General features: G+C 71.4%; 24 protein-coding genes. 12 read left to right on the top strand and 12 right to left on the bottom strand.

The genetic code is table 11. From position 1 onward, the window contains the following. Positions 1-102 precede the first annotated feature (102 nt). Positions 103-549: an SRPBCC family protein gene (locus ACFWU3_RS21950; protein WP_384440022.1), complete on the bottom strand. Its 447-nt coding sequence runs from the start codon at positions 547-549 to the stop codon at positions 103-105. A gap of 192 nt (positions 550-741) precedes the next feature. Between ACFWU3_RS21950 and ACFWU3_RS21945 the strand changes: the two genes are divergently transcribed. Both ACFWU3_RS21945 and ACFWU3_RS21940 read left to right on the top strand, forming a co-directional pair. Further along, positions 742-1,674: a lytic polysaccharide monooxygenase gene (locus ACFWU3_RS21945; RefSeq protein WP_384440020.1), complete on the top strand. Its 933-nt coding sequence runs from the start codon at positions 742-744 to the stop codon at positions 1,672-1,674. A gap of 121 nt (positions 1,675-1,795) precedes the next feature. Beyond that, a complete protein-coding gene (locus ACFWU3_RS21940) occupies positions 1,796-2,767 on the top strand; it encodes a TIGR03557 family F420-dependent LLM class oxidoreductase (RefSeq protein ID WP_384440017.1) in 972 nt (323 codons plus the stop codon). 23 nt (positions 2,768-2,790) lie between these two features. On the opposite strand, the gene ACFWU3_RS21935 is transcribed toward ACFWU3_RS21940, so the two are convergent. Continuing rightward, positions 2,791-3,531, bottom strand: a complete 741-nt coding sequence (locus ACFWU3_RS21935) for a DUF2470 domain-containing protein (RefSeq protein ID WP_384440014.1) — start codon at positions 3,529-3,531, stop codon at positions 2,791-2,793. Positions 3,532-3,676: 145 nt separating this feature from the next. Between ACFWU3_RS21935 and ACFWU3_RS21930 the strand changes: the two genes are divergently transcribed. Then, positions 3,677-4,255, top strand: coding sequence for a YdeI family protein (locus ACFWU3_RS21930; protein WP_384440012.1), 579 nt, complete (start codon positions 3,677-3,679; stop codon positions 4,253-4,255). 127 nt (positions 4,256-4,382) lie between these two features. Here ACFWU3_RS21930 and ACFWU3_RS21925 read toward each other — a convergent pair whose 3' ends face one another. Then, the gene (locus tag ACFWU3_RS21925; RefSeq protein ID WP_384440009.1) at positions 4,383-5,351 is read right to left on the bottom strand and encodes a zinc-binding dehydrogenase; all 969 of its coding nucleotides are present in this window, start codon (positions 5,349-5,351) and stop codon (positions 4,383-4,385) included. Between the two features lie 217 nt (positions 5,352-5,568). On the opposite strand from ACFWU3_RS21925, the gene ACFWU3_RS21920 reads away from it, so the two are divergent. Then, positions 5,569-6,183 carry a histidine kinase gene (locus ACFWU3_RS21920; protein ID WP_384440006.1) on the top strand — a complete coding sequence of 205 codons (615 nt, stop codon included), beginning with the start codon at positions 5,569-5,571 and terminating at the stop codon, positions 6,181-6,183. 16 nt (positions 6,184-6,199) lie between these two features. After that, positions 6,200-7,585 (top strand): diacylglycerol/lipid kinase family protein, encoded by a 1,386-nt coding sequence (locus tag ACFWU3_RS21915; protein WP_384440003.1) that lies wholly within the window; start codon positions 6,200-6,202, stop codon positions 7,583-7,585. A gap of 92 nt (positions 7,586-7,677) precedes the next feature. Here ACFWU3_RS21915 and ACFWU3_RS21910 read toward each other — a convergent pair whose 3' ends face one another. From ACFWU3_RS21910 to ACFWU3_RS21890, 5 genes are all read right to left on the bottom strand, one after another. Next, entirely contained in the window at positions 7,678-9,183 is a 1,506-nt protein-coding gene (locus ACFWU3_RS21910; protein ID WP_384440000.1) for a glutamate synthase subunit beta, read from the bottom strand. Positions 9,184-9,376: 193 nt separating this feature from the next. Further along, complete coding sequence (locus tag ACFWU3_RS21905; RefSeq protein WP_384439997.1) at positions 9,377-11,341, bottom strand: GTP-binding protein; 1,965 nt, start codon at positions 11,339-11,341, stop codon at positions 9,377-9,379. Between the two features lie 283 nt (positions 11,342-11,624). After that, positions 11,625-12,989: a carotenoid oxygenase family protein gene (locus tag ACFWU3_RS21900; protein WP_384439994.1), complete on the bottom strand. Its 1,365-nt coding sequence runs from the start codon at positions 12,987-12,989 to the stop codon at positions 11,625-11,627. A 69-nt stretch (positions 12,990-13,058) separates the two neighbouring features. Beyond that, the gene (locus tag ACFWU3_RS21895; protein WP_384439991.1) at positions 13,059-14,984 is read right to left on the bottom strand and encodes a DHA2 family efflux MFS transporter permease subunit; all 1,926 of its coding nucleotides are present in this window, start codon (positions 14,982-14,984) and stop codon (positions 13,059-13,061) included. Between the two features lie 145 nt (positions 14,985-15,129). After that, the gene (locus tag ACFWU3_RS21890; protein WP_384439987.1) at positions 15,130-15,696 is read right to left on the bottom strand and encodes a TetR/AcrR family transcriptional regulator; all 567 of its coding nucleotides are present in this window, start codon (positions 15,694-15,696) and stop codon (positions 15,130-15,132) included. Between the two features lie 248 nt (positions 15,697-15,944). Between ACFWU3_RS21890 and ACFWU3_RS21885 the strand changes: the two genes are divergently transcribed. From ACFWU3_RS21885 to ACFWU3_RS21875, 3 genes are all read left to right on the top strand, one after another. After that, positions 15,945-17,009 carry an aromatic acid exporter family protein gene (locus tag ACFWU3_RS21885; protein ID WP_384439984.1) on the top strand — a complete coding sequence of 355 codons (1,065 nt, stop codon included), beginning with the start codon at positions 15,945-15,947 and terminating at the stop codon, positions 17,007-17,009. 167 nt (positions 17,010-17,176) lie between these two features. After that, positions 17,177-17,539, top strand: a complete 363-nt coding sequence (locus ACFWU3_RS21880; protein WP_384439982.1) for a DUF3040 domain-containing protein — start codon at positions 17,177-17,179, stop codon at positions 17,537-17,539. A 615-nt stretch (positions 17,540-18,154) separates the two neighbouring features. Then, positions 18,155-18,967, top strand: coding sequence for a VOC family protein (locus ACFWU3_RS21875; RefSeq protein ID WP_384439979.1), 813 nt, complete (start codon positions 18,155-18,157; stop codon positions 18,965-18,967). 54 nt (positions 18,968-19,021) lie between these two features. Here the strand turns inward: ACFWU3_RS21875 and ACFWU3_RS21870 are convergent, their stop codons facing one another. The 4 genes from ACFWU3_RS21870 to ACFWU3_RS21855 all read right to left on the bottom strand — a co-directional run bounded on the left by ACFWU3_RS21870 (position 19,022) and on the right by ACFWU3_RS21855 (position 22,287). Then, entirely contained in the window at positions 19,022-20,023 is a 1,002-nt protein-coding gene (locus ACFWU3_RS21870) for an iron-containing redox enzyme family protein (RefSeq protein ID WP_384440065.1), read from the bottom strand. A 56-nt stretch (positions 20,024-20,079) separates the two neighbouring features. After that, complete coding sequence (locus ACFWU3_RS21865) at positions 20,080-20,778, bottom strand: HemK2/MTQ2 family protein methyltransferase (RefSeq protein ID WP_384439976.1); 699 nt, start codon at positions 20,776-20,778, stop codon at positions 20,080-20,082. A 600-nt stretch (positions 20,779-21,378) separates the two neighbouring features. Next, positions 21,379-21,609: a DUF6296 family protein gene (locus ACFWU3_RS21860; protein ID WP_313942577.1), complete on the bottom strand. Its 231-nt coding sequence runs from the start codon at positions 21,607-21,609 to the stop codon at positions 21,379-21,381. A 63-nt stretch (positions 21,610-21,672) separates the two neighbouring features. Continuing rightward, positions 21,673-22,287, bottom strand: coding sequence for a hypothetical protein (locus ACFWU3_RS21855; RefSeq protein ID WP_384439973.1), 615 nt, complete (start codon positions 22,285-22,287; stop codon positions 21,673-21,675). A gap of 76 nt (positions 22,288-22,363) precedes the next feature. On the opposite strand from ACFWU3_RS21855, the gene ACFWU3_RS21850 reads away from it, so the two are divergent. From ACFWU3_RS21850 to ACFWU3_RS21835, 4 genes are all read left to right on the top strand, one after another. Then, positions 22,364-23,170 carry an alpha/beta fold hydrolase gene (locus ACFWU3_RS21850; RefSeq protein ID WP_384439970.1) on the top strand — a complete coding sequence of 269 codons (807 nt, stop codon included), beginning with the start codon at positions 22,364-22,366 and terminating at the stop codon, positions 23,168-23,170. Positions 23,171-23,440: 270 nt separating this feature from the next. Next, positions 23,441-23,593, top strand: coding sequence for a hypothetical protein (locus tag ACFWU3_RS21845; protein ID WP_384439967.1), 153 nt, complete (start codon positions 23,441-23,443; stop codon positions 23,591-23,593). 42 nt (positions 23,594-23,635) lie between these two features. Beyond that, a complete protein-coding gene (locus tag ACFWU3_RS21840; RefSeq protein WP_384439964.1) occupies positions 23,636-25,906 on the top strand; it encodes an FxsB family cyclophane-forming radical SAM/SPASM peptide maturase in 2,271 nt (756 codons plus the stop codon). A 152-nt stretch (positions 25,907-26,058) separates the two neighbouring features. Beyond that, positions 26,059-26,763 (top strand): TIR-like protein FxsC, encoded by a 705-nt coding sequence (locus tag ACFWU3_RS21835; protein ID WP_384439961.1) that lies wholly within the window; start codon positions 26,059-26,061, stop codon positions 26,761-26,763.

The following is a 26,763-nucleotide window of genomic DNA, read 5'->3' as shown; positions in this document are numbered from 1 at the left end:
GGGCGGGAGCGGCCAGTGCGCGGACGCGGACCGTTCGCCTCCGCTCGGGCGGAGGGGCCGGGGCCGGGGAGGTGACCCTCAGGACAGGGCGAGGCGTGTCCCTCAGGAGGCTTCGGCGGCCGTCTTGATCCGCTGCCCGAAGGCATGCGCGTCCTTGCGGGCCGCGCTCACGGCGAGTCCGGCGAGGGCCTTGCCGATGCCGTGGCCCTCCAGGACGTTGAAGATGCGCACCTGGGTGGTCCCCGGGCCGGTGGACTCGAGGTCGTAGCCGCCTTCCTTCGCGGTCACGAGGTTCTTCGACGTCTCGGCCCAGCGGATTCTGGTGGGAGCGGTGAACTCGGTGATGCGGAACTCGCGCTTGGTGGTGAGTCCGGCGTCCTTGACGGTGCTCGTGAAGACGGTCCCGACCGTCGTCGGTCCCGGCGGCGTCTTGTCGATCTTCTGCACTCTCGGGCTGAACTTGGGGTCGTTCGTACCGTCGCCGAGGAAGGCGAACACCTCCTCGATCGGGCGGTTGACCTCGACCGTTGCCTCGAACTGACTGGCCATGATTCCTCCACTGACTGCTCGTGACGAGTTGCGGGGTTCAGGGCGGCTCTCCAGGCCCATGTGCAGTGTCCCAGTACGGGCGCGGCCCGTCGCTGTGACGGGAGGGACCGCTGTGCCATCAGGGTGAACACCGCGGCGGACCCGCGCGTAATACACGGCAGGCCGCCGGGCCACCAAGGAGGTCTGCCGAGAATGACCGCGCATCGCACCGCCACCGTCGCCGCGCTCGTCGGCGTCGTGCCGCTCGTGCTCACGACGCTCGCAGCGGGGCCGGCGCACGCCCACGGAGCGCCGACCGACCCGCTCAGCAGGATCGCCGCGTGCGGTCCCGAGGGAACCCAGCAGGGATCGGCGGCCTGCCGCACGGCCGTCGCGGCCAACGGCGGCACGGCACTCGGCGCATGGGACAACCTCCGCGTGGCCGACGTGCGGGGCAGGGACCGTCAGGTGATCCCGGACGGGCAGCTGTGCAGTGCGGGACTCCGTGACTACCGGGGACTGGACGCCACACGGGTGGACTGGCCCACCACACCGCTGAAGGCGGGTGCCGGCCTCACGATGACGTACCGATCGACGATTCCGCACCGGGGCACGTTCAGCATGTATCTCACCAAGCAGGGCTACGATCCGGCCGCTCCGCTGCGCTGGTCCGATCTGGAGCGCGAGCCGTTCGCCAGGGTGACCGACCCCGCGCTCAGGGACGGGGCGTACCGGATCCGCGGAAAGCTTCCCGCCGGGCTGACCGGGCGTCATGTGCTGTACACGATCTGGCGGAACACCGATACGCCGGACACCTACTACTCCTGTTCCGACGTGGTGCTGCGGGGCGAGGAGAACACCCCGCCGGCGCAGGCCGCGCCCGAGGAGGCGGCTCCGCCTCCCGAGAAGCAGCCGGCCACCGCGGGACCGGCGACGGCCGAGGAGTCGGCGGCCGGGCAGGCCCCGCCCCCACAGGCCTCCACGCCACCGCCCGCGCCGCAACAGCCCGTCGTCGGGGGAGCGGGGCGGCCGCAGGCCGTGGCGGACACCACGAAGGACCACTCCACCGTTCTCATCGGGGCCGTGGCCGCCGTGCTCGCGCTGCTCGCCGTGAGCACCTCCGTGCTGCTGCGCCGACGCCGGTAGCGGAGGCGCCGCCCGGGGGAGCGGTGACGTGCGCTCCCCCGTTCAGCGCCCCGGCCCGTTAGGGATTTCCGCGGCGGGGTACCCCTGCGCGGACCGGACGGCGCGACGGGGCGAGGAGCTCATGAAGATCGGGTACAAGCTGGCGGCCGAGGCGTTCGGCCCGGCCGAACTGGTACGGCAGGCTGTCCTGGCGGAGCAGGCGGGCTTCGACTTCGTCGAGATCAGCGACCACTTCCATCCCTGGCTGGACAACCAGGGGCACTCGCCCTTCGCCTGGACCGTCCTCGGCGCGATCGCCGCCAGGACCGAGCGCATCGAACTCGCCACCGGCGTGACCTGTCCGACCATCCGCTACCACCCCGCGATCATCGCGCAGGCGGCGGCGACGCTCGCGCTGCTGTCGGACGGCCGATTCACCCTGGGTGTCGGTTCGGGGGAGCGGCTCAACGAGCACGTCGTCGGCCGCGGTTACCCGGCTGTCGCCGAACGCCACGAGCTGCTGCGCGAGGCGCTGGAGATCATCCGGCTGCTCTGGCGCGGCGGTTACCGGTCGTACGAGGGCAAGCACCTGCGCCTCGAGGACGCCCGCGTCTTCGACCTCCCCGACGAACTGCCGCCGATCGCGGTGGCCGTGAGCGGAAAGGCGTCGACGGCCATCGCGGCGGAGCTGGGTGACGCCCTGTTCGCCACCGATCCGGACCCGGAGATCGTCCCGCAGTACCGCGCCGCCGGTGGCAGCGGACCGGGATACGCGGAGGTTCCCCTCGCCTGGGCGCCCGACGAACACACCGCGGCGCAGGCCGCGTTGGAGACGACGCGCTGGGCGCTGACGGGCTGGAAGGTGATGAGCGAGCTGCCCAACCCGGTCAACTTCGACGCGGCGACCGGCACGGTGCGCGAGGAGGACATCCTCGAACACTTCGCCTGTGGCTCCGACCCGGAACGCCATGTCGCGGTGGCGCAGCCGTACGTCGACGCCGGCTTCGACCGCCTGGTCATGATGAACTCCGGCCCGGACCCGGACGGGTTCATCGACTTCTACCGGCGCGAACTCGACAGCCGTATGCGGCAGTTGAGGCCGAGCGGGGCCTGAGGCGCTCGGAGGGACGCGGAGGTCTACGAGTCGCTCAGCAGCCGGCTCCGCGGCGACCGGTGCCGTGCCGCGTTGAGCAGCGCGTGGATGCGTACGCCGGCCTGGTCGATGTCCTTGATGGGTGCGGGGAACGGCAGGCGGGCGTCCTGGTGGGAGCGTGCGTACTCCAGACGCAGGGTGATGCCGTACCGGTCGATGGCGACCGGAAGGGCTCGCTGCACGCCCAGCACCAGACGCGGCTTCACCAGACGCAGGAGCAGTCCGACGATGTCGCTGTGGTCGTCGACCAGGTGCGTCAGCATGCCGGCCTCGCAGGTGGCCAGGGGATCGGTGTCGGCCTCCATCAGCTCTTCGAGGCCGACGGTGATCCGCTCCTCTCCCGTGTCGAGGACGGCGTGGGCCAGCTCCATGCACCGGCTGCCCGTCGGTGCCGTGTGCCCCGAGGCGGTCAGCAGCCGTCCCGCCAGGAGGACCCGGGCGCGGACCCGGTCGCGCACCGGCGTGGGTGCGATGTCGGTGAACTCCAGCGTGGCGTGCGTGGGTCCGTCCGTGGCGCCGTCCACGCCGGTGCCATCGGCGGGGTCCTGGCCGGTGTCCGTCGGGGGGTGGAGATGGATGTGCTCGGTGGCGCCGGGCCCGTGCAGCCGGGAGACCTCGGTACGCCCCTCGTCGGTGACGATGGTCATCGAGTCGGCTGCCATCAGGATCGACCGGATTCGTTCCGCGCTGGTCGGCTGCGCGACGGGGGTGGTGAACAGGCGCATCCAGATCTCCGCTGTCGAGGTACTTAGGTATGCCTAACCTAACCACCTCTCCGGGGCTGTGCCAAGCTCGCGCGCCGCGGTCACGGGTACGCGAGACTTGGTCCGTGGGGCAACGCCCGGCCGGGCGCGGGCGGACGGAGGACGCATGGAGCCGATCGACGGGGTGGAGGTCCTCTTCTTCGAGGGCGACGAGCGGCTGGAGTCCTGGCTCGCCGAGCATCACGGACGTGCGGCAGGGGTGTGGCTGAAGCTCGCAAAGAAGAGCTCCGGGATCCGGTCCGTGACGCCCGGTCAGGTCATCGACGTCGCCCTCTGCTACGGCTGGATCGACGGTCAGCGCCGCTCGCTCGACGCGGCGTACTACCTGCAGAAGATCACCCCTCGCCGGGCGAGGAGCCAGTGGTCCCAGGTCAACGTCGACAAGGTCGCGGCGCTCGAAGAGGCCGGACGGATGCGGGAACCGGGCCGGGCGCAGGTCGAGGCGGCCAAGGCCGACGGCCGGTGGGAAGCGGCGTACGCATCCCAGAAGACGGCGAGTGTGCCGCCCGACCTGGCGGCCGCCCTGGACGCCGCCGAGACGGCGAAGGCCTTCTTCGACGGGCTCAACAAGACCGATCGCTACGGCGTGATCCTCCAGTTGCTGCGGGCGCGTACGCCCGCGGCGAGGGCGGCGAAACTGGCGTCGGTGATGGCCCTGCTGGAGGCGGAGCGCAAGCCTCGATAGGCCACCCGCCGCACGCAGTCGACCGGGCACTCGCCGACGCGCCCGAGCGGATCGGCACGTGCCCGGGCCGCCCGCTCGGCGCTCGCGCACCTCGCGGGCCGGCGCAGGCGGCGTCCTGCCCCACCGGTCACGGAATGAGCAGCGCCTTGCCCGGGACCGAACGGGCTTCGATCGCACGGTGGGCGTCGACCGCCCGGGACAGCGGGAACTCCCGTGCGATCACCGGGCGCAGCCGCCCCGCCTCGGCCTCGGCCAGTGCCTTCGTCGCCAGCCGCACCACGTCCGACGCTCCGAACTGCACGTCCGCGATCCCCCGGAGGGTGATGCCCCGCGCCCGCGCGCTCTCCGTGTCGAGCTCCGCGAACCCGCCGCTCGACGCGCCGTGGGCCGACACGCGGCCGCCGTCCGCCACCAGGGCGAAGGCGCGTGCGCCGAGTTCGCCGCCGACCCCGTCCAGCAGGACGTCCACGGGCCGTCCCCCGAACACCTCGCGGACGTCCTCCGTCCAGCCGTCCTCGGTGTAGTCGACGACGGCATCGGCGCCCAGCCGCTTCACCAGCGCCAGCTTCTGCTCCCCCCGCGCCGCCCCGACGATCCGGGCCCCGGCCGCGTGCGCCAGCTGCACCAGCAGTGTGCCCATGCCGCCCGCGGCCCCCAGGACGAGCACCCGGTCGCCCGGTGTGATGCCCGCCGCCTCCGCGATGCCCATGCCGGTCACGCCGTCGTGGGCGAGCGCGGCGGCCTCCCGAGGGCCGAGGCCGTCGGGAACGGGAACCAGCCGGTCGACGCCGGTGCGGACGAGTTCGGCGTACGTACCTCTCGTGCCCGGCCCGGCCAGCACCCGACGCCCGGTCCACGACGTGTCCACCCCGGGGCCGGTGGAGACGACGATCCCGGCCGCGGCCCCTCCCGGCACGTACGGCGGGGTGATGCCGAACGCCTCGCCCCAGCCGCCACGGATCTGCGTCTCGACGAAGATGGTGTCGATCGCCTCGGCCCGTACGACGACCTCTCCGTGTCCCGCCACCGGGTCCGGCTCCTCCACCGGCACCAGTACCTCGGGACCCCCGTACCCGTCCACACGGATCGCGTGCATGCGGTCACCCCTCACCTCGGTCGCCGCCGGGATCCCGGCCGCGGTCAGGTCTCGAGTCTCGAACGTCAACCACGCTTGAGGTCAAGACGCGCCCCCTGGGGCCGCAGGTGGACGTGGACACCGGGCGGCGCATGACGGGTGCGAGCACAATGAGCATGCGAGTGGTGGGGGCTCCTCGACCGTGATCCGCTGGGTGAGCGCCGAGAAAGGAAAGACCATGTCCCATGACTCCTCCGTGTCGCCCGAAGCCTCCGATTCCCCCGACGACAAGGTCCTCTTCCTCACCTTCGGGGATCCCAGCCACGCCTATGAAGCCTTCCACCTCGTCACCGAGCTTCCCGGGGTGGACCAGGCGGCGATCATGGAGCGGTCACCCGCCGGCTTTCTGTCGGTGCCCGAGAGTTATACGTCGTCTGCCGGCCACTCCACGCTCCTCGGTGGATCGATCGGCGCGCTGCTCGGACTGCTCGGCGGCCCGGTCGGGCTGCTGTTCGGCTGGGGCGCGGGGACCATGATCGGGATGGTGGCCGACCACGAGGACGCGGCGGACTCGCTCGACAGCCTCACGTACTTCAGCCGCGGTGTCGCCGACGGCAACAACGTCCTGATCGTCGGCATGACCGAGACGGACCCCGCGGTCGTCGACACCATGGCCACGCGCCTCGGCGGCACGGTCGTCCGGGTCCCGGCGGAGGAAGTGACCGCCGAGGTGAGGGCCGCACAGGACGCCGCAGCCACGGCGGTGCGGGAGGCGCGCAGACGGCATCGGGAGAGCCGGGGTACGGAGTTCCGGGAGAAGGTCGGCGCGCTGTTCCACCATCAGGGCTCCTGACAGCCGTCGCGCCCCGATGCCTGCCTCGGAGGACCGCGTCGACGGTACGCGCCGGCCACGCCCCGTCGAGCGTCTTGCCGCGTCCGTCGCCCTGGTGGCACTGCCCGCAGCACTGATCACCCTGGTCGTCGGAGCCTTCAGGAACTGGGCCGCCCTGCTGGCGGCCGTTGTGGCGCTGCTCGTCGGAGTGATCGGCGGCTGGCACGTCGTCACCCGCACGGGGCTGCGGCGCGCCGCAGCCGGCCTGGTCGCCGCCCTCGCGTTCGTCGTGCTGCTCGCCGCCGGGATTCTCGCGGATCTCGACCTGTCGCGGGTCGCGGTGATCCTCGTGCTGATCGCGCTGTCCGCGGCGGCGGCACGCATCGCACTGCGCCGGCGCGCCAGGACGGCGACGGTCACCCGACCCGCACCGAGGCCGGCCCGGCCGGTCCTGCTGATGAACCCGAGGTCCGGGGGAGGCAAGGTCGAGCGGTTCGGGCTGGCGGACGAATGCCGCCGCCGCGGCATCGAGGCAGTCCCGCTGCGGCCCGGGAAGGACCTGCGAGAACTCGCCGAGGAGGCTGTCGCGCGAGGAGCCGACGCCCTCGGCATGGCCGGCGGGGACGGTTCTCACGCGGTCGTCGCCGACGTCGCCGCACGCCACGGGATTCCCTACGTCGTGGTCCCCGCGGGCACCCGCAACCACCTCGCGCTCGACCTCGGTCTGAACCGTGACGACGTGATCGGCGCTCTCGACGCGTTCACCGACGGGACGGAGCGGCGGATCGACCTGGCGACCGTCAACGGCCGCGTCTTCGTCAACAACGTCTCACTGGGCCTGTACGCGCACGTGGTGCAGACACCCCGCTACCGCGATGCCAAGCTCAGAACCGCCGCGGAGACCATGCCCGACTTCCTCGGCCCGGACGCCGAACCGCCCGACCTGCGCTTCACGGGACCCGACGGCACCGAGTTCACCACCGCGCACCTGATCCTCGTCTCGAACGGCCCCTACCTCCTCGACCGCCTCGAAGGGCTCGGCACCCGCGAGCGCCTGGATTCCGGACTGCTCGGCGTGGTGACGCTGACGGTCCGCGACGCCTCCGAAGCGTTGAGGTTCACCACCCTCCGGGCGACCGGGCAGATCCAGCGGTTCCCCGGCTGGCGCCAGTGGACGGCGAAGCGGTTCGAGGTGCGCTCGGGCGGCCCGCTGGCCGTGGGAGTCGACGGCGAGGCGGTGACGTTCGAACCGCCGGTCGTCTTCGCCGTAGCGCCGGGTGCTCTGCGCCTGCGGGTGCCCCGGCACGCGGTCGGGGTCTCGCCGGCGGGCCGGGCGGTGCATCTGCTCTCACGGTCGACCGTCGCCGCTCTCGTCGCGGTGTGCCTGGGCCGCGCGCCGGACGGGACCGGCAGCAAGCCGTAGCCGGGCGCGTCGGAGAGCGCGGACTGCCCTGCCGCCGTGGAATGCCTTGCAGGGAAGCGGAGTTCGGCCTGTTGCGCGAGGCACGCCCCGTGTCACGCCACCAGCGGCCGGTCCTGAGGTGCCACCGGAGCCGGGAGCACGGTGGAACCGCTCAGGTACCTGTCCGTCGCCGCCGCGGCCGAGCGGCCCTCCGCGATGGCCCACACCACGAGGGACTGCCCGCGCCCCGCGTCACCGGCGACGAAGACCCCCTCCGCCCGTGAGCGTGCCGGCCCGGTCCGCTCCACTGTCTCGGCCGCGAAGCAGGCGTTCCTGGCGAAGTTGCCCCGGTCGTCCAGCGTCAGCCCGAGCTGCGCGATCAGGCCGCTGCTCCGCTCCGGACCGGAGAAGCCCAGGGCGAGGAGGACGAGGTCCGCCGGGATTCTCTGCTCCGTGTCCGGGCGCGGCTGTCTGGCCGTCGGCTCCACCTCCGTCAGACGCAGCGCGCCCACCTGTCCCGCGCGACCCTCGTCGAAGCGCAGGGTGGCGGAGGAGAAGACCCGCGGATCCGTGCCCTCACGACCCCGGGCCTCCTCGTGCGCATGGGAGATCCGGTACACCTTCGGGTACACGGGCCAGGGTTCGGTGGCACGTCGCGCTTCGCCGGGCTCCGGATTGATGTCCAGCTGGACGACCGAGGCCGCGCCCTGGCGCAGGGCCGTGCCCAGACAGTCGGATCCGGTGTCTCCGCCGCCGATGATCACCACCTGCTTGCCGGCGGCCGTGACGGGTGGCGCGGCGTAGTCGCCCTCGCAGACCCGGTTGGCGAAGGTGAGGTAGTCCATCGCCTGGTGGATGCCCGACAGCTCCCGGCCGGGGACGGGCAGCTCCCGCTGCTCCCGCGCGCCCACGGCGAGGATCACGGCGTCGTGCCGTCTGAGGAGTTCGGTGGCGTCGAGATCGCCGCCCACGTCCACGCCCGTACGGAACTTCGTGCCCTCCGCCCGCATCTGGCCGAGCCGCCGGTCCAGGTGCTGCTTCTCCATCTTGAACGCCGGGATGCCGTAGCGCAGCAGTCCGCCGATGCGGTCGGCGCGCTCGTACACGGCGACGGTGTGACCGATGCGCGTGAGCTGCTGCGCCGCCGCGAGCCCCGCCGGGCCCGAGCCGACCACGGACACGGTCTTCCCGCTGAGACGCTCGGGCGGTTGGGGGGTGGCGAAGCCGCGGGCCCAGATCTCGTCGGCGATGGCGTTCTCGACGTTCTTGATCGTCACCGGATCGGCATTGATGGTCAGGACGCAGGCGTCCTCGCAGGGCGCCGGGCACAGTCGTCCGGTGAACTCCGGGAAGTTGTTCGTCGCGTGCAGCCGCTCCGCCGCGTCGCGCCAGCTGCCGCGGGTCGCGTAGGCGTTCCACTCCGGGATCAGGTTCCCGAGGGGGCAGCCGTGGTGACAGAACGGTATTCCGCAGTCCATGCAGCGTCCGGCCTGCTCGGCGACGAGCGGCAGCTGTGACTGCCCGGCGTAGACCTCGTCCCAGTCGTTCAACCGCTCTGTCACGGGGCGCGGCGGGACGGGCCGGCGGGGGGTTCTGAGGAAGCCGAAAGGATCGGTCATGCGCCGCCTCCATGCGCACACGCGGTGCATTACGGCCTTCTCGTCAGCGTACGCCTGCTTTGTACCGCTTTCAGCTGTCCGCCCGGCCCGCCCGCCGGGCGGGCGAGTGGCGGACCCGGTGGGGCCCGGCTGTGATGGCCGGGCCCCGGGGCGGCGGGCCGCGTGCGTCCGCCCGGTGGATTGACGGGACGGCCTACGCCCCGGCGAGCGGATCCGGAGCCGTCCGCGGCCGGGTCGGCACGCTGCCCACCACCGGCTGGTGGCGCGCGAACTCCGTCTCCAGCACCCCCTCTCCCCGGCTCAGAGCGGGCAGTTGCTGTTGCAGTGTGTGCACGGACGCCGCGGGGATCTCGCCCTCCAGCACGTAGGACATCCCCCTCGGCACAGGCGTGCTGAGGTTCGCCCGGAGGCGGCCCAGCACCGGCAGCATCTGCCCCAGCAGATCAGCCGGGAATTCGAGCCGGAACCGGTGCAGCGGCTCGTACACCCGCGTACCGGCTTCGTGCAGCGCGGTCATCAGGACCACTGGCGTCAGATCGCGGAAATCCCCCGCCGTGCTGGACATGCTCTTGTCGAAAACGGCATGGGAATGGCTCTGCCGCGCCCAATATCCGGAATGCGTCATCGTCACCGTGCAGTCGGTGACCTCCCATCCGTGAATTCCCTCCCGCAAGGTCTTCGGCACGGTCTCCGCGACCGCCGTGATGAAGGAATACGGCAGCGATCCGAGTTCGATCTCCAGCCGGAATTCCACACCGGATCCGACCGGGGCCGGGTCGACGCGCAGACCGATCGTCGCCAGGAAGGGGTTCTGGTCCGTGTCGATGATCTGGAGTGCGCTGCCCGTGCCGACCGGTCGTTCGAGACAGATGGTGGTCGTTTCGCGGAAGGTCACGTCGACGCCGAAATCGGCGGCCAGCGTCGCCTGAATGACCTCCTTCTGCACCTCGCCGTAGAGCGAGACCGCGACCTCCTGGCGCAGGTCGTCCTGGCGCAGATCGATCAACGGGTCCTGCTCGGCGAGCCGGCTGAGTGCCGCGTGCATCGCGCCCTTGTCGGCGGCCCGGACGGGTACGACGACCGTCTCCAGCGTCGGCGGGGCGAAGTGGTGGCCGCTCGCGAGGGAGTCGGACGGGGTGCCGATCGCGTCACCGATGCGGACGTCGTGCAGACCCCACAGCTTGCCGATCTGCCCGGCCGTGACCGCGGGGCTGCGCACGGCCGGACCCCGGTCGAACACCTGGATCGCGGTCACCCTGCCCTCCGCGTCGGACCGGACCGGCAACCGGTCCCGCGTTCGCACGGTGCCCGACAGCATCCGGACGTACGCGATCTTCTCGCCCGCCGGGCCGCGCTCCACCTTGAACACCGTCCCCGAGACCGGCCCGTCGCCGTCGCCGCCGCCCTCGCCCGCAGGCAGCAGCTCGCGCACCCCGGCGATCAGCGCGTCCACACCGGCGCCGGTGATGGCCGAGCCGAAGAACACCGGATGCGCCTGTGCCCGTGCGGTCTGTGCGGCCAGTTCGTCACGGAGCCGGTCGTACGACACCGCTGTCTCGTCCCGCACATACGCCGCGAGCAGTGCGTCGTCCTGTCCGGAGAGCAGATCGACCAGCCGGGTGGTGAAGGCGGGGTCGGCCGCGGTGGACGGGGTGAAGAAGGCGGCATTCGTGCCCGGAGCCTCGACCGCGCCCATCGGGATCACCGCTTCGGCCAGCTTCTCCGAGATGCCCCGCAGCACCCGCTCGGGGGCCGCGCCGCCTCGGTCGATCTTGTTCACGAAGACGAGGGTGGGAATGCGCAGCCGGCGCAGGGCCCGCATCAGGACCCGCGTCTGCGCCTGCACTCCTTCGACGGCGGAGACGACGAGCACCGCACCGTCGAGCACGCTCAGCACCCGCTCGACCTCGGCGATGAAGTCCGGGTGTCCGGGGGTGTCGATGAGGTTGACCGTGATGTCGTCCACGGCGAAGGAGACGACCGCGGATTTGATGGTGATTCCGCGTTGCCGTTCCAGGGCGAGTGAATCGGTCTGTGTATTGCCGTCGTCGACGCTGCCGATCGCGTCGATGACACCGGCGGCGTGCAGAAGCCGCTCGGTCAGGCTGGTCTTACCGGCGTCGACATGCGCCAGAATTCCCAAGTTCAACGTACGCACGAACTGTCATGTCCTCTGGGTAGATGGAAATTCCCTTCTCGATGGACATGAGAGTTCCTCGCATAACCGTCTCCTCGGCCGTTCGGTGTCGCCGGCCGTTCGGCCGTCGTTCGCCGGACGATTCCAGCAGCGGCCGGTCACGTCGGGCAACCGATTTACCCGGCGGGCGCGCCACGGGCCGAGCACGAGGTGTCCCGGGTCCGGCGATCGCCGGACCCGGGACATGGGGCTCACCGGGCCGTCAACTGTCAGCCGTCAGCCGTCAGCCGTCAGCCGTCAGCGGTCAGCCGTCGGTGTCGCCGTCCGGCACCCATGAGCCGTGGATGGTCGCGGGCACCCGCCGGGGCAGATGCACGGTGGCCACCGGCGCGCCGGCGACGTCCGAGGCGTCGAGCACGAGCAGCCTGGAGGCGTCGCGGTTCAAGTCGCTGACGACGGTGAGGAGATAACCGCCGTCCTCGTCGGCGTCGGGCGCGCCGGCCACGGGCACGAAGACCGCTTCACTGGGCAACTGGCCGGTTCCCACGTGGTGGATCTGCCGGGCGCCCGTCATCCGGTCGTACTTCACCACACCGTGGTTGCCGATGCCGTGGTCGTCCGGGAACGAGACGGCGTAGTGGAAGCGGTGCTCTCGGCCCGTGAAGTCGTCGTTGATGGTCGGGAACTCCACGACCAGATCGTCGATCTGCTCCTCCGTGACCCGCTTCGCCACCGGATCGACCGTCCAGCGCCGCAGATGGGAGCCCGCGGCGGACTCCGCACCGGGCTCGTCGGTCCTGCCCGTCCAGAAGTTCCACGACCGGCGCCAGCCCGAGCGGTCGACGCACGGTCCTTCCACCACGATCCGGCCCCGCTCGTCCTCGTACGCGTTCGCGAGGTGCAGCGCACAGCCGGGCGCTATGTCGAACCAGGTCGTCCTGGCCGCTCCGCCGGCTCCGCGCGGCATGACGCCGATCCGGGGCTGCTGCGCGTCGCTCCAGCCGTAGGGGATGCCCGAGTGCTCGTCCGGGTCGAAGGTCACGGACATCTCCAGGAACACCACGTGGTTCGTCGTGATGGCGAAGTCGTGCTTCAACGCGGCGGTCGCGCCCGGGACTTCGGAGCTGAAGAGGATGTCGCCCTTCGCCGATGCCACGTGGTAGGTCAGAAACGGCGGGAAGGGGGAGGAACCGAAGAAGTGCAGCTCGCCGGTGAGCGGGTCCTCCTTGGGGTGGGCGGTCATGGCCGTCGTCAGCTTTCCGCCGAAGTCGTACGCTCCCACCGTGTCCAGGCCCGGTGTCAGTTCAAAGGGCAGGTTCGACTCGCACAGGGCCAGCAACCGGCCGGCGTGCTCGATCACATGGGTACCCGCGGTGCTCGCGGTGAGGTCCGGGCCCCGGTCGGTCATATAGGGGGCGCCGTCCAGGGCAGGTGTGTGGACCCACCGGTTGCGGTACCACTCGGCCTTGCCGTCGCGCAGCCGCAGGCCGTGGACCATACCGCTGCCCTTGAACCAATGGGTGGGCGTCACACCGGGCTTGGGGTTGTGACTGTTGCGGATGAGCCGTCCGCTGAGCTCGGGCGGCAGCGTGCCCTCGACCACGAGCTTCGACGAGGTGAGTTCGTCGACGACAGGGGTGTAGTGGCCGGTGAGGTACGTCGTGCTCATGGGGATGTCTCCTTCTGGCGAGTTGAGGCGAGGCGAGGCGAGTCGAGTCGTGCTTTGTCGGTGGGTGGTTCAGCGACGGGCGGCGGACCGCTCGGCGGTCTCCTTGAGGTGCTGGAGCCAGGCGGTGAGCGAGGCTTCGAGTGCGGCGCGCATCTCCTCGGGCCGGGCGTCGATCGGCTCGCCGCTCCAGGACTCGACCGTGTGGACGCGCACTCCGCCCTCGGTCTCCTCGAAGGTCCACACATGGATTCCGTCGATGCCGTGGGCGGGGCCGCCCCATGCGATGCGCTCACCGGGGACGAGGTGGCGGACCGTCGAGGTGATGTCGAGGCCGTGGGTGTGCCAGCGCAACTCCGCGCCCTTGGCGAGCGGCCCGTCGAGCGCGGCGCGGGTGATGTCCGGGTTCCAGCCCGACCAGGCGTCGATGTCGGTGTGCAGACGCCACACCTCGGCGATCGGGGCGTCGATGGTGATGTCGCGGCGTACGACGACGGGGGCCTCGGTGTCGACGGTGACGTTCTCGGTCATGACGGTGTCTCCTTCGGGAGCCGGTGTGGAGGGGCGAGCTGACGAGCCGCGGCGTGAGGTGATCAGCACCAGGACGAGAGCGGTGGCGATCACGGCCGCCGATACGAGAAAGGCGGTGCGGTAGCCCTCGTTGAGGGCCGCGACCGGGTCGTGGGTGTGCTGCGCCGAAGCGGTACGGGACGCCGCGAGGGTGCTGAGGACGGCGAGTCCGACGGCGCCGCCGATTTGCCGGGTGGTGTTGACCAGTCCGCCGGCCACCCCCGAGTCCGCGGGCCGGACCCCCGCGACGCCCGCACCGGTGAGCTGGACGAAGGCGATGCCCAGTCCGGTGCCGACGACGATCGAGGGGCCGAGGACGTCCCCGGTGAAGGTGCCGCCCGCCGACGCCTGCCCGAGCCACAGCAGGCCGGCCGCCGACAGGACCAGGCCGGTGGCGGTCGTGATCCGCCGTCCCGTCCGGCGCTCCAGGCGCGGGGCGAGGAACGAACCGAGCATGTTCGCCGCGGCCAGCGGTATCTGGGTCAGTCCGGCCCTCAGAGGTGAGTCACCGAGAACCTGCTGCTGGTAGAGGGGGAGAAAGAAGAAGAGTCCGACCCACACGGCGCCGAGCAGAGCCATCGCCGCCTGCGCGGCCCCGAGTCCGGGGACGGTGAAGACGCGCAGCGGGAGCAGTGGTTCAGGGTGCCGGCGTTCCACGGCGACGAACACCACCAGCAGGATTCCGCCCGCGATCAGCGGGACCACGACCCCTCGGTCCGCCCAGCCCGTACGCCCGGCCGAGGCCAGCGCGTACACGACGGCGACCAGTCCTGCGGTGACGGTGAGCGCGCCCATCAGGTCCAGCCGCGCTCGGGGACGCTCGGTGGACGTACGCGGCACCACGAAACCGACGCCGGCCGTGACGGCGGCCGCGATGGGCACGGTCACGAAGAAGACCGAGCGCCAGCCAAGGGTTTGGGTGAGCACACCACCGAGCACCACCCCGGCGGCTCCGCCCGCGCCGGACACCGCGCCCCAGACCGCGAGGGCCCTGCCGCGCCGATCGCCGGGCGGGAACACCACGAGCAGCAGCGACAACGCGGCCGGCGCCATCGCGGCCGCGCCGACTCCCTGAGCCGCCCGGGCCGTGATGAGGAGCCAGGGAGTACTCGCCAGGCCGGCCGCGAGTGAGGCCGCGCCGAAGACGGCCAGACCTCCGAGGAGGACCGTCCGGCGGTTCAGCAGATCGGCGGCGCGGCCGCCCAGCAGGAGCAGGGCGCCGAAGGCCAGGCCGTAGGCGTTGACGACCCACGACATCCCCGAGTCGGTCAGCTGGACACCGTCACGGACGGCGGGCAGGGCGACGTTGACGATCGACGTGCTGAGCACCACGGTGAACTGGGCCGCGGCCAGCACCGCCAGGGTCGCCCGGCGCTGCCGCGTGGTGAGGGCGGTGCTCTCTTCCGTGCTCTCTGCCGTGACCGGCATGACGGGCTCCTCGGGTGGTTGTATGTGTGGTTGACCACTCACTGTCTGGCCGTGCTGAGGGCTGAGTGCTCAATGCTGCGTGCGCGCCGGACTTCGCGACGTCAGGGGAGGGGGAGGGGCCCGGTTGATCAGCCCCGTCGTCGGATCACGGGTGCCTGATGCCCGCCGCGAGGGTCCGCGTCCAGGGCGCGTCGATCTCCTGCGCGCCCATGGAGACCACGAGATGGCACAGCATGCCCCGGGCGAAGAACTCCTGGACCTGACCGTCGTCGCCGCCGGACGCCCCGCGCACGTACTCCACCAGCCGCGCGTAACCCGCGCGGACGGCCTCGCGCACGGCGGGCTCGGAAGCCGACGCCGCCTGTGCGTGGAGCTGGAGCAACAGCAGGTCCTGGTCGGCGATCAGCTGTGCGTACGCCTCGGCCATCGAGGACAGCACCACGTCGGACGAACTGCCCGGCGCCGCGGCCGCGCCCCCTTCCAGGCTCTGCCGGATGCGGACGAAACAGTGCTCGACCACGGCGACGAACAGTGACTCCTTGTTCGGGAAGAGCCGGTACACGTACGCCTGGGAGATGCCGGCCCGCTTGGCCACCTCGGTGGTCGTGGTGCCGAAGTACCCCCGCGAGGCGAAGGCTCCGATGGCGGTGCGCAGCACCGTCTCGCGGCGTTCGTCGGCGGTGGACAACTGGCGAGTGCGTTCCGGCTTCATGTGAGTACTCAATCACTCACACTTCTGTCTGTCAACGGACGCAGCGCGACGCCGGGTCGAGGAGTGGGACCGAGGAGCGGAGGATTCATCGCCTGCCGGGCGGAAACCCGGTCACTGTCGAGATCACCGACCGACGGAAGTTGTGGCGCGTAGTGACGATGAGCTGGTGGCGCAGAGCGGCTTGGGAGGCGTCGGAGGTGCGGGGCTCCGTGCACCGGGCCCTGACCGGTCCGGGGCCCGAACGAGATGTGACCGTCCAGGCACTCAAAGCGGCGGGCGCCGCCCTGCTCGCCTGGGCGCTCGTCGGCTGGTGGTGGGACGCGCCGATGGCGTTGATGGCCCCGTGGAGTGCGGTGGTGCTCGTCCAGAGCACGGTCTACCGGTCGCTGCGCGCCGGACTCCAGCAGATGATCCTCATCGGTCTCGGCACACTCCTGGCGGCCGGTGCGGCGTCCCTGACCGGCAACACGACGGTGGCGATGGCCATAGCCCTGCCGATCGCGGTGCTCATCGGCACCTACGCACGCTTCGGCGAGCAGGGCGTGTACGCCTCGACGACCGTGCTGTTCGTCCTCGCCTACGGCTCGTACTCCAGCTCCGACATCTGGCACCGGCTGCTCGAATCGCTGGTCGGAGCGCTCATCGGCATCGGGGTGAACGCGCTGATCCTGCCGCCGGTGCACCTCCGCGACGTACGCGACTGCCTCCATCGGCTGCCCCGCGACAGCGCCGAGCTGCTGCGCACCATGGCGGAAGATGTCGAGCGCGGCTACGACCGGCACAGCGCCGAGCGGTGGTACGAACGGGCCCAGCGACTGATCCGCCTCCAGGACGACCTGCGCAACGCGCGGACCTGGACCCGCGAGAGCTACCGCTTCAACCCCGGATACCGGATGCGGCGCTCGGCGCCCGCTCTGCCGTCGAGCGAGTGGGACGCCCTGTGGCAGCGCGTCGCCGACCGTCTGATGTCGATCACCGGCATGCTCGTCGACACGGCCGGCGAGGACCGCAGGCTTGCCGCACCGCCCGATCCCGTACTCGTGAGCCTGCGGGAGCTGCTGAGCGCGGTGGCCGATGTGTGCGAGGCGGACGAGGAGGCGCTGACCGAACCGGGCCCGCACACCGCCTCGCGGCGCGAGACCGCGGTGCGGAGCGCCTGGGACGCCCTGGCGGACCTCAAACGCGGTCTGCACGGTCACGACACCGAGACCGCGACGGCGATCGGCGGACTCGTGGCGGACGTGCAGCTGCTTCTGTACGACCTCGCCGCCCCGCGCCCGACTGAAGCTTCCCCCACCGGGTATGCGCAGTGAGACAAATTCCGGCAGTGGGCCAGCGAATCCGCCGGTTGTCGCGCACACTTGAAGAGAAGGTGCCCGCCATGACCGTCGGCCGGGCCGGCACCCGACGCTGGGGAACATCGTCCGGGGAGACGACTGGACCCTGAGATGTCTTCTGCGAGCGTAGGGAGGCGCCAGTCATGGACGGAGCCGGACTTTCGGAGCCCGAGCGGGTGATCCTGGCTGAGATCGAGCGTGAGCTGCGCACCGACGAGGCCCTGGACCGCCGACTGAGGACCATGCGCCCGACGGCACCCGTGGGAGGAGCCTTCGGCTCGTTCCGCGTACTCCGGTTGGCGACCCTGGCAACAGTGCTGTCCGCCGTGGCGGCGATGTTGTTCGTGATGGCCGCCGTCAGTTCAACTCCCGCTCTGCTGTGGGTCTTTTCCGGCGTGTGGGTGCTCACCGCGGTCTGCCTGCTCCAACTGGCCTGCCGCTGGGGCGCGCGACGACTCGCGACGCGGCGCGCAGCGCCTGTCGAGACGTCGGCGCACGAGAGCTGACGCACCGGCACCACGCGGTCCTGAGGGCACGGGACGGGGCTGTGGATCACCACGCCCCGTCTGCTGTTGTCCGCCGCTGCGCGAGAGCCCTTGTCGTGAACTCCCTGACGCGACAGGGGGAGTTCCCCGGCCTGCCGGGTGCCGGGCTGCTGGCCCGCCGAGGCTTCCGTTGCCCAGTCCGCCGCTGCCGAAGGAGCCGCCGGACTCGTCGGTGTCGCGCCGCCGCCCGCCGGGGCGGGCCTCTGTCCCTGGTTCCTGTTGCGGCCGAGCTCATGGGGCGTCAGCCGTTCCCCGCCAGCCCCGACGCCCGCCGGGCCTCGACGTGAGTCCGCAGCTCAGGTGCTCCGGTGCTCGGGCCGCAGGGGCTGCTCCTCGGAACGCGGCGCCCGGTCCCGGTCCCGGGCGCGCACCCACCTGCCGGGCCCCAGAAAATCGGCTGAGCGAAGGGCGTGGGGTCCGGCCGTCCAGCAGGGCTCCGGCCCCCGGAAAGGCGCCGGCAAGGGTCTCGCGGTGCTGCCCGGCCCCGTCGTTTCGGTGACCTCCCGGATGGATCGCCCCGATCCGGGTACCCATCGGCTGACGACTGCCCGCCTCGATCCCTGGACACCCAGCGTGATGGACAAAAAGCCGACGACTACGCAGACGGCCCCAGGCGTTACCACCAGCCGCGAGGTGTTCGGCGCGCCCTGCTGGATCACCCTCATGGCGCGCGACCTGCCGGCCGCCCAGGCCTTCTACGGCGCGGTCCTCGGGTGGGAATTCCGGCGGGCCCGACTGGGTGACGACTTCAGCCTCGCGCTCTACGAGGGAACGCCCGTCGCGGGCATCGGAGCGCTGGCCCCCGCCCTGCGCATGCCCGTGGCCTGGACGCCGTACTTCGCCGTCGCCGACGTGGACGAGACCGCCGCCCGCATTCGCGAGCGCAGTGCCACGGTCGCCGTCGGGCCGCTGCGTTTCCCGGTGGGCCGCGGCGCCCTCGCGGCCGACCGTGACGGCGCCGTCTTCGGGATCTGGGAGGGCCAGCTGGTCTCCGACTGGCAGGCCTGGCGCAAGAACGCACCGGTCTGGCTGCGACTGCGGACCCGCAACGCGTTCGACGCCGCGATCTTCTACGGCGAGGTCCTCGAATGGGCCTGTGACCAGCCGGGCTGCTGCGATGTCGACTACCGGCAGGACGAGGTCGTACTGAGCCAGCACGGGCACGTCCTCGCCCGGCTCAGCTCGGGCGCGGTCGACACCGCCCCCGACCCGCTGATCCAGCCCCGTTGGCACGTCCACTTCCCGGTGCGCGACGTCGCCGCGACCACGGCGGCGGCCATCCGCCACGGTGGGTGCGTACTGCGGGAGGGGCCGGCGCCCTACGGCACGGAGACGACACTGCTGGACCCGGACGGGGCACTGTTCACGGTCACGAGCCGGCCGCGCTGAGGGGTCGAGCCGAGAGCCTGACAGGTGGCGGGGTCCTCGGCCCCGCCACCGGCCTCACAGGGGCTTCCTCAGGCTCGATTCACCCCTCCGCCACGACGTCAGCAGCCGGTCGCCCAGCCTGGCTTCCGCCCACTCCGTCGCGTCGATGCCGAAGACCACATCCGGCTCCAGCCACGGTTCCTCCTCGAGGAGCCCCGCGATGACCTCACGCCTCACCACCTGCTCGTGCACGGCGTCGGCCTCCACGTGCTCCGCGTAGAAGTGGACGGCCGCCGGCCCGGCCTCCAGCCGCCGCATCGCGGCAGCCATACGGCGGGAGCCGGGTGACGAAGTCACCTCGACAGCCGCGAAGTGCCCCACCAGCGCCCCTCGCAGAGCTCGGTGCAGGCCGAACAGGGACATCAGGTTGGCGAGCGTCAGCATCTCGGAGGCCGCGGCGTCGGCATAGTGCCCGTAGGCCGTGTCCAGGCGGAGATCCGCCATCAGGTCCGCGAACAGTCGGGCGTGCACCCGCTCCGCGCGCCCGGCACCGAACTCGTCGTACTCCACCGCGACCATGGCCGCCTTCGCCCTGCCCCACAGTCGGGGGATGACCCAGGCATGCGGGTCGGCCTCCTTGAGGTGGTAGAGCGAGCGATGGGCCGCGTACTCCCGCAGCTGCCACACCTCGCCCTCGTCCTTCAGATAGTGCGAGGTCCCGGCGCCGTCGACCGGCTCGACCAGGATCTCCTCCAGCGCCTCCGTCACGCTCTCGCGCCGCGGTACATCGGCACGGAGGGCGGTCAGGAAGCGCTGCTCCAGCGCGCCGCGCAGCCGCAGCAGCTCGGGATCCCACTCCCACGTCGGGTCGACGCCCGAGAAACCCCGGTAGTGGAGCTCGTAGCAGAGGTGGAGGGCGAGCTGAAGATCGTCGCCGTACGGTTCCGCGCGCGCGACCGCGTCGGCCGGGGGAAGCGGCGTACCGGGCGGGCAGCGCAGGGCGGTCGCGACGGCGGAGGACAGTTCGCCTCGGGGCTCCGGGACGACGGGGCCGGTCGGACGCCGGCCGCCGGTCATGTCGGGGGCCTGTTCCTCCGTCGGCCCGGAAGCCTGTCCGGTGGTCCGCATGGCTGTCACTTCCCGCCCTCCTCGGCGCGTTCGGCACGGAAGACCACGAGCTCTTCCTTCTCCTCACCGGGCCCGATCAGTCCCTGCGTCTCCAGCCACGGCCTCCGCGAACTCAGCACCGGTCCGAAGGGCACGTAACGGCGGTCCTCCACCGTCGCGCGCAGACCGGCCCGGCTCAGGCGGTCCAGGGTCGGTGTGACACCACACAGGGCGGAGTGCACCATCAGCAGCACACCGCCGGGGCGCAGCACGCCCGCCGCGCCGTCGCAGATCCGGTCCACCAGCGCCCGGCCGCTGCGGCCGGCGTCCCAGGCGAGCGAGGGCCCGCGGCTGGGCAGGCCCGGCTCGGGCGCCGGGACGTACGGCGGATTGCTGAGGACGACATCGAACCGGCGGTGCGCGACGGGCTCCAGCAGATCGCCGCGCAGCACCTCGACCCGCAATCCCGCGAGGGCCGCGTTGACGCGGGTGGTGGCCACGGCCCGCCGGGCACGGTCGACGGCGGTCACCGTCGCTCCGCGCCGAGCGGCGGCCAGGGCCAGGGCACCCGTTCCGGTCCCGAGATCCAGCACGCTCGCTCCCGGCGTCAGCGGGTGGCGTGCCAGCGCCTCGGCGAGGAGGAAGGTGTCCTCCTGGGGCGCGTACACGCGGGGCGGTACCCATACGCGGCACCCGAGACCGGTCCCGTCCACCAGGCCGAGCATCCGCATCACCTCTGCAATTCGGGCCCTGATCGCGGCGCCGTGCGGTACCGGATGGTCATGGGCGGGTTCTCCGCGGGGTGGCTGATGTGTCCCAACCTTTGGATCTCACGGTGCCCGTGTGCCCAGTGAGACGGACTCTTCACCACCGGAGCGGACATTTCGTCTGGGCGGACAAGATCGCCGCAGGTCAGGGAGAATTCCCGGCAAGGGTCATGTCCGGTTCGTCGGGGTATTCGCAGCGGCACACGCTGTCGCCGCTCATGGTGGGACGGCGCGACACCACAAAAGGTCCGAGAGCGCGGTCTGCGACATGGGGGGAAACCGGCTACCGGCCACGACCCTCCGCGAGCCGTGGGCCCAGCTGCTCGATGACGACTGCCGCACTCCGCACGGAGCGTCGCTCTCTCGGCCGCTGGACGCGCACGCCCGGGCACGCGCGCTGAGACCTCCTGGTGGTGATGTGCGCGCCGCGTTACAGCTCGACGACGGGCCGACCGGGCCCGGGGCGGACCGGCCCCGGCGTCGTCCCGTGCGTCGGCGCCGGTTCCTCCGGGTTCTGCACCGAGCGGATCCACACCTGCGACCCCCTGGCCCCGGAGCTCACGACCCCAGGGAGCGCACGGTCACGGGCATGCCTGGCGCCTGGTGGCCCCCGCTGGCCAGCATGCGGACCTCGCCGCGATCGCTGATCTCGGCGCGCACGATGCCGGTGTCGTCCTCGTACACCGGGGAGCCGCTCGCGCCCGCTCTCTCGGTACGCCGGACGATCACCACGTCGTCCTCGACAGTGGACGCGCGAAACACCAGTTCATAGCTGTCCGGGTAACTCATGAAGACTCCTGACACACGGACGCAGAGCCGGGACCTGCGCTTTCCATCGTGACGCAGGTCCGGTCAGGGCGCCTCAGGAGCAGGCGGTGCGGGCCGTCCGCCAGGCCGCAGTGCTGCCAGCGCGGCACGGCCGCGAGGGGAGAGGCGGTAGCCGACGTCCAGGCTCTCCGTGAGCCCCAGTTCCTTCAGCTTGCGGACGTCCGCCTTGAAGGGAAGCCGTTCGCGGCCGACGCGGGGTGCGAGTTCGGCGGAGTTCGTCGCCGGGTGGTCCGCGATCAGGGTCAGAACCCGAAGCGTCCACGCGCCGTGCCGGGAGGCGGCGTCCAGCCGGTCCAGCCGCCGGCGCAGCTCGTCCAGTGCCGCGTCGTCGAGTTTGTCGTCGCGGCGCAGCTGCTCGCGCGGATCGGCGCCGGCGTGCCGCACCTCGATGCGGTACGGCGTCCCCTCGCGCCCCTTCAGGAACGACAGCAGCGAGTCGAGCGAGGGTGAGCCGGCCCGCAGAGCGTCCTGCTCGGTCAGCATGGCCGGCTCGACCGGCTCGACGGACAGCACTTCGACGAGGCCGACGGCCGTACGCATCCGGGTACCTGCCCGCACCCGCGGCGTCCGCCAGGTACGGAACGCCAGATCGACCCGGCCCTCCACGATCCCGTCCAGCACGGCGCGCGGAATCAGCACCACCCACCTCCTCGCGTTTCTGCCGCCTTCGCCGTCCATCCTCTGATCCCTCCGCCCGCGGTGCATGCTGGTGGGCATGGCCGACCTTCTCGCGAGATCGGGCGACGGCGTCCCGGTCACCGCGCTCGACGAGGGCGAAGGACCCACCCTGCTGGTGATCCACCCGGGCGGCGGCCCCGCCACTTCCTGGAACGGCGTGGCGGCCCACCTCGCCGGACGCTTCCGGGTGGTCCGCGTCAACCGGCGGATCTATGTCTCACCGCGGTCCACTCCGCCTCTGACGCACTCCCTGCGGACCGAGACGGCGGATGTGCTCGCCATCGCCGGTCTCCTCGACGGACCTCTGATCCTGGTCGGACACTCCTCCGGTGGGGTGGTCGCCCTCGAGACAGCCCTGTGCTCGCCCGCGGTCTTCGCCGGCGTGATCGCCTACGAGCCCCCGATGCCCACCCGCTCCCCGGCGGCGGGAGAGGCGGGCCACCGCGCCCGCGCCGCACTCGACGCGTCCGACCCCGCGGAAGCGATGCGCATCCACCTGCGCGACATCGCGGGGATGCCGGCCGAGTCGGTCGACGCGATGCTCGCCGACGCACCGACCCGGGACGCGCTCGCCGCGTACGCTCCGGCCCAGATCACCGACAACGAAGCGATCGACGCACTCGGCGAGGGCATCGACCGCTACCGGCAACTCCTCCTGCCGACCACGCTGATCCAGGGCGACCGCAGCCCGGCGCATCTGCACGAGCGTGTGTCCGATCTTGCGACGACGCTCCCGAACGCCCACGTGATCACCCTCCCGGGCCAGGGCCACACGGCGCACCGGGACGCGCCGGGACTGCTGGCGGGAGCCATCGGGGAGGCGGCGGGTGCGGTGTCGAGGTGATCGGGCCCGCGTGACGCGGCGCTCGGATGTGTTCCGGTGGACGCGCGGTGGACACACGGACGACGGCTGAGGTTGGCCGGGAAGCGGGGCAACGCCGGTGTCACATGCCTTTGGCCCGAAGGGCTGACCAGCGGCTGCCCGCTCGTGTCCGGGCCGGCCGAAGGGCCCTTGAACAGCATGTTCGAATTGGCCGGTGGGCGTCTTGTCCGGGAGTGTTCAGGGCATCACGATGGAAGTGCCGCCCGGAGCCGTACAGCCGAGGAGAGCCTTATGCACACCGACGAGCAGCACGCGGACATCCGTGCTCAGCTCACCGACTGCAGGGACATGGCATGGCCCCAGGTGCCCGAAGAAGCCCAGAACGCCCTGGTGGCGCGCCTGCTCGGTGATCCTCAGCCCGAAGCGTTCCAGTCCGCCATCTAGACCGAGTCTCCCTTCGACTCCCGGACCGGGAAGTGTGCTCACGTGCCCACGGGGACCAGGCCCTTCCGCCAGTTCGTCATCAAGGTCCACAGCCGGTGCGACCTGGCGTGCGACCACTGTTATGTGTACCGCCACGCCGATCAGAGCTGGCGCGGCCGGCCTGTCACGATGTCGGACGCGACCTTCACCCTCGCCGCGGAGCGGATAGCGGCGCATGCCCGCACCCATGCGCTGGCCAAGGTGCACGTCGTCTTTCACGGCGGCGAACCGCTGCTCGCCGGGCCCCGTCGACTCCGGTCCTTCGCACGGGAGTTGCGCGACAGGCTCGGGCCTGTGGAGCTCGACCTGCACGTGCAGACGAACGGACTCCGCCTGGACGACGACTTCTGCGCCATGCTGGCCGAGGAGCGCATCGTCACGGGCATCTCCCTCGACGGGGACCGGGTGTCCAACGACCGGCACCGGATCAGAAGCGACGGATCCGGAAGCTATGACGACGTGGTGCGGGCGGTCCGGTGCATCGGCAAGGCGGCCCATCGCACGGCCTTCGGCGGGCTGTTGTGCACCGTGGACGTCGCCAACGACCCGGTCGCGGTGTACCGCGCCCTGTCCGCCCTGGAACCGCCGGCGATCGACTTCCTTCTTCCCCACGCCACATGGGACCGGCCGCCGGCCCGCCCGCACGGCGGCACGGACTACGCGGACTGGCTGATCGCCGTCCATCAGCGGTGGACGGCCGACGGCAGGCCCTTTCGTATTCGCATGTTCGAGTCCGTCTCCCGGCTGGCCAAAGGGGGAGTGAGCCTCATCGAGGCTCTGGGCGTGGGCAGTTCGGACCTCCTTGTCGTGGAGACGGACGGCGCGATCGAACAGGCGGACTGGCTGAAAACGGTGGCGGAGGGCGCCGCCGACACCGGATTCCATGTGGCGACCGACAGCTTCGACCAGGCCGCCGCGCATCCGGGTGTCCGAGCCCAGCGACAGGGCATGGACGGTCTCTCGGACCAGTGCAGGGCCTGCCCTGTGGTGGAGGTGTGCGGCGGGGGCCTGTACGCACACCGCTACCGCACACCGTCGCGGGCGGGGGACAGCGGCTTCGACAACCCCTCCGTCTACTGTGCCGACCTGCTGAAGCTGATCCGGCATGTGCAGCAGGCGGACGCGAACGCGCCGACCCACCGGCTCAGCCCCGCTCACTTCGACGAACTGGCCGCCGGCTTCGGTGCGGTGGAGGCCGTACGAGACCTGGAAGGCGTGGAGCTCGACCTGCGACGAACACTGCTGAAGGCGGCGCACCGTGCGGATCCCCGCCCCGCAGCGGCCTGGGACGCCCTCCGCGGGTTGTCGCAGACCGCGCTGAGCGAGGCGCTGTCGCAGCCGTATCTCCGGACATGGGCACTGGACGTCCACGAGAGCAAGGTGCCGGATCCCGCACGCCCGGCGGAAGTGGCCCTGTCGGCAGTGGCACGCACCGGGGGGAGTCTGACGCTGAGCGTTCCGCTCCGTGACGGAAGCCTGCACCTGCCCGGTCTCGGTCGGATGGTCGTCGACGACGCCGCCGTGCGGGCCGTGGCCGTCTCGACCGCGCAGGGGCACCTGCGCTTCGACGGCCGGGAGGTGGCAGCCCTTCCCTCCGGAGTGAGGTGGCAGCCGCTGCGTCACCTGGAGACGGACGGTTTCCGCGTGGCGCTCGACGACATCGATCCCTACCGCGACCAGTGGCGGACACCGGCTCTGCACCGTCTCACCGCGTCCGAGTTCCGGCTGTGGCAGGAGGCCTTCCACGCCGCCTGGCAGATCCTCCGTCGCGAACTGCCGCACCGGGCCGAAGGGCTCGCCGCCGGTCTGCGTACGCTCACCCCGGTCGCCGCCTCCGGCCCTGCCGGGGGGCGCGGGCGCGGGGTGTTCGGGGCTGCCGGAGTGGCTCTGCCGGCGACGCCCGAGGCGCTCGCGCTGCTTCTTGTCCGTGCCTTCCAGGAGGCGAAGTTGGACCTCCTGATGGTCATGTACGACGTCCTCGGGCACCGCGACGATCGTCACGCTGTCCCCTGGAGCGCCGTTCCGGAGCGGCTCGATGCCATTCTGCGAGAAGCCTACGCCCGGCTCGCCGTGGCCGATTTCTGGCGGCATAGGGCCCGTGGAGCCCCGGACGCGCAGAGCCGGGCCGACGCCGTGCGCCGGGCGAGGGCCGCGCAGGACGGAGTGCCGGGTGCACTCGACACCCTGCGGGAACACGCCGCGCCCACCGCCGTGGGCCGACGGCTCCTCACGGGGATGGCATCGGCAGGGGTGGTGTTCGACGGCGCTCTGTGAGCGCTGGGGTGAGCCGGTTTGCGCCCGGCGTGCGCCCGCTGAACCCCAGTGCACCGGTATGCGCGGCAACCGACTTTCCCCAACCCCTGGCAACACCAAGGGATTTCACGCTCCAATGGTTCTTTCGACGCCGAGCCGGCGGCGCGGCCTTCGTGACCGGCCCGGCCGGCAGTGACGACGGGGGAGACGATGCCGTGACCCATCCGGTTGGCTCGCCACCAGCGCCACGACAGCGGAATCAGAACCCCTACTTCTTCCTGAGCTATGCGCGCACACCGTCTCCCATGAACGAGCGCGGCCGCGCCGGCGACCCGAACAAGCTCGTCGACGACTTCCACCGGGAGTTGTGCGAGCACATACTCCACCTCACCGACCACGACGGTCAGGCGCCCCCGGGATTCATGGACCGGCAGTTGGGCGTCGGGGTCGAATGGGAGCTCAATCTCAAAAAGGCCCTGTCGGTGTGTCAGGTCTTCGTGCCGGTCTATACGACGCGGTTCTTCACCCGCGAGTGGTGCGGCAGGGAATGGGACGCCTTCGCGCGCAGACAGGCCGAGCAGCGTCGCACCCGCCCGTACACGGTGAACGCGATAGTGCCCGTTCTCTGGCTGAGCCCCACGCACCTCACCCTTCCGCCGGTGGTGCAGGCCGTCCAGTTCGCCCATCCCGACCTCGGGGAGCACTACCTCAAGAACGGTCTGTACGGCCTGCGCAAGGAGGGCCGCACCGTGCGATACCGGAGAGCCGTCTGGGGCATCGCCCAGACGATCGTCACGGTCGCCCAGCAGGCGCGCCTCGACCCCTGCGACACGGCGCTGTTCGACAACCTCCGTAACGTCTTCGAGGAGGGATCGTAA

The sequence above is a fragment of the Streptomyces sp. NPDC058685 genome (genome assembly GCF_042714725.1).
Taxonomy (GTDB): Bacteria; Actinomycetota; Actinomycetes; order Streptomycetales; family Streptomycetaceae; genus Streptomyces.
Note: the sequence above shows the minus strand (reverse complement) of the source record. Positions and strands in the feature narration are given on the sequence as shown.

What these genes read in the sequence shown, in the direction of transcription:
- ACFWU3_RS21950 (WP_384440022.1), bottom strand. Translation starts at nt 549, where the DNA reads ATGGCCAGTCAGTTCGAGGCAACGGTCGAGGTCAACCGCCCGATCGAG.
- ACFWU3_RS21945 (WP_384440020.1), top strand. Translation starts at nt 742, where the DNA reads ATGACCGCGCATCGCACCGCCACCGTCGCCGCGCTCGTCGGCGTCGTG.
- ACFWU3_RS21940 (WP_384440017.1), top strand. Translation starts at nt 1,796, where the DNA reads ATGAAGATCGGGTACAAGCTGGCGGCCGAGGCGTTCGGCCCGGCCGAA.
- ACFWU3_RS21935 (WP_384440014.1), bottom strand. Translation starts at nt 3,531, where the DNA reads ATGCGCCTGTTCACCACCCCCGTCGCGCAGCCGACCAGCGCGGAACGA.
- ACFWU3_RS21930 (WP_384440012.1), top strand. Translation starts at nt 3,677, where the DNA reads ATGGAGCCGATCGACGGGGTGGAGGTCCTCTTCTTCGAGGGCGACGAG.
- ACFWU3_RS21925 (WP_384440009.1), bottom strand. Translation starts at nt 5,351, where the DNA reads ATGCACGCGATCCGTGTGGACGGGTACGGGGGTCCCGAGGTACTGGTG.
- ACFWU3_RS21920 (WP_384440006.1), top strand. Translation starts at nt 5,569, where the DNA reads ATGTCCCATGACTCCTCCGTGTCGCCCGAAGCCTCCGATTCCCCCGAC.
- ACFWU3_RS21915 (WP_384440003.1), top strand. Translation starts at nt 6,200, where the DNA reads ATGCCTGCCTCGGAGGACCGCGTCGACGGTACGCGCCGGCCACGCCCC.
- ACFWU3_RS21910 (WP_384440000.1), bottom strand. Translation starts at nt 9,183, where the DNA reads ATGACCGATCCTTTCGGCTTCCTCAGAACCCCCCGCCGGCCCGTCCCG.
- ACFWU3_RS21900 (WP_384439994.1), bottom strand. Translation starts at nt 12,989, where the DNA reads ATGAGCACGACGTACCTCACCGGCCACTACACCCCTGTCGTCGACGAA.
- ACFWU3_RS21895 (WP_384439991.1), bottom strand. Translation starts at nt 14,984, where the DNA reads ATGCCGGTCACGGCAGAGAGCACGGAAGAGAGCACCGCCCTCACCACG.
- ACFWU3_RS21890 (WP_384439987.1), bottom strand. Translation starts at nt 15,696, where the DNA reads ATGAAGCCGGAACGCACTCGCCAGTTGTCCACCGCCGACGAACGCCGC.
- ACFWU3_RS21880 (WP_384439982.1), top strand. Translation starts at nt 17,177, where the DNA reads ATGGACGGAGCCGGACTTTCGGAGCCCGAGCGGGTGATCCTGGCTGAG.
- ACFWU3_RS21875 (WP_384439979.1), top strand. Translation starts at nt 18,155, where the DNA reads ATGGACAAAAAGCCGACGACTACGCAGACGGCCCCAGGCGTTACCACC.
- ACFWU3_RS21870 (WP_384440065.1), bottom strand. Translation starts at nt 20,023, where the DNA reads ATGACCGGCGGCCGGCGTCCGACCGGCCCCGTCGTCCCGGAGCCCCGA.
- ACFWU3_RS21865 (WP_384439976.1), bottom strand. Translation starts at nt 20,778, where the DNA reads ATGCTCGGCCTGGTGGACGGGACCGGTCTCGGGTGCCGCGTATGGGTA.
- ACFWU3_RS21860 (WP_313942577.1), bottom strand. Translation starts at nt 21,609, where the DNA reads ATGAGTTACCCGGACAGCTATGAACTGGTGTTTCGCGCGTCCACTGTC.
- ACFWU3_RS21850 (WP_384439970.1), top strand. Translation starts at nt 22,364, where the DNA reads ATGGCCGACCTTCTCGCGAGATCGGGCGACGGCGTCCCGGTCACCGCG.
- ACFWU3_RS21845 (WP_384439967.1), top strand. Translation starts at nt 23,441, where the DNA reads ATGCACACCGACGAGCAGCACGCGGACATCCGTGCTCAGCTCACCGAC.